General features: G+C 71.2%; 2 protein-coding genes and 1 pseudogene. All 3 read left to right on the top strand.

Annotated elements, in window-relative coordinates; translation table 11 throughout:
• Positions 1-507: pseudogene (locus ACWDNU_RS46010) on the top strand (MFS transporter); the annotation flags it as partial.
• Positions 504-698 carry a hypothetical protein gene (locus ACWDNU_RS46005; protein WP_355276599.1) on the top strand — a complete coding sequence of 65 codons (195 nt, stop codon included), beginning with the start codon at positions 504-506 and terminating at the stop codon, positions 696-698. The pseudogene ACWDNU_RS46010 and the gene ACWDNU_RS46005, both read left to right, overlap by 4 nt.
• A gap of 78 nt (positions 699-776) precedes the next feature.
• Positions 777-1,322 (top strand): YceI family protein (locus ACWDNU_RS46000; RefSeq protein ID WP_449673469.1); only part of this gene is annotated, 546 nt, incomplete at its 3' end.

Below are 1,322 nucleotides of genomic sequence, written 5' to 3'. Positions count from 1 at the left end.
CTCATGCTGCCGCGCGTCCAGGGCGCCCCGATCGCCTTCTCCGCGCTGGTCACCATGGTGACACTGGGCTGCGGATTCACGATCCAGTCGGTCGCGCGCAAGATCGACCGGCCCGGTACCGCGCGGGCCGGTGTCGTCGCCCTGGTGCTGCTCACCGCGGGCATGGTGCTGGCGTCGTGGACCGCGGCCACCCTGAGCATCCCGGTGACCCTGCTGACCGCCGTCGTGCTCGGCAGCGGCTACGGCATCGGCCTGGTGGCCGGGCTCCAGCAGATCGAGCGCATCGCGGGCCCGGGCGACCTCGCCGGCCTGAACGCGGTCTTCTACTCGGTGAGCTACCTCGGCTTCGGTGTGCCCGCCGTCCTGTCGGCCCTGCACAGCGGCTTCGGCTTCGGCTACCCGGCCATGTACCTCGTCGTCGCGCTGATCGCCGCGGCCAGCCTGGCGCTGGTCGCCGCGAACTACCGCGAGCCACGGGCGGCCGGGAGCGATACGGTCGAGCCGTGAGCGCCGACCCGATCGAGACCCTGCGGCGCTGGGCCGATTCCGGCGCGATCTGGCGGGTGGTGGCCCGGCGCGCCGACACGGTGACCATCGGCCTGTTCGAGTGCACGGGCGGTCAGGAGGTCGACCGGTTCGCCTCCACCGACCCGGCCTTGCTGCGCTTCCTCGGCGATCGCAACAGCAGCGAGGACTGACGCGGGGTTACGCTGGGTGCCGTCATCGCTTCACGTCACGACGGCCGTCCCGGCCGGTCCGCTCAGTGAGGAGAGATCATGTCGGCACCAACCAAGGGACTGTCCGCGGGCACCTGGGTCATCGACCCGAGCCACTCGGCCCTGGAATTCGCCGTACGCCATCTGATGGTGAGCAAGGTGCGCGGCCGGTTCACGATCTTCTCCGGCACGCTCGTCATCCGCCCCGACGGTTCGGCCGACGCCGACGTCGAGATCCGGGTCGATTCGGTCACCACCGACAACCCACAGCGCGACGACCACCTGGCCACCGCCGACTTCTTCGACGTGTCCCACTACCCGCTCGCCACCTTCACGGCCACCGGGTTCCGGCCCACCGGCACCGAATTCGACGTCACCGGCGATTTCACCATCCGTGGCACCACCCGGCCGGTCACCCTGGCCGTGGAGTTCCTCGGCGCGGGCCCCGGCATGACCGACGCGCCGGTCGCCGGTTTCACCGCGACCACCACCATCAACCGCCGTGATTTCGGCTCGGGAGCGCGGCCGATGAGACCCTCGACCCGGCCCGCGCGCATGGCCTCGAGCAGCATGGCGGCGAGCTCGCCGCGGACCCGCCCCATGCGA

It is taken from the genome of Amycolatopsis sp. NPDC003676, assembly GCF_053587275.1.
This window is presented reverse-complemented; position numbering and strand designations above follow the sequence as displayed.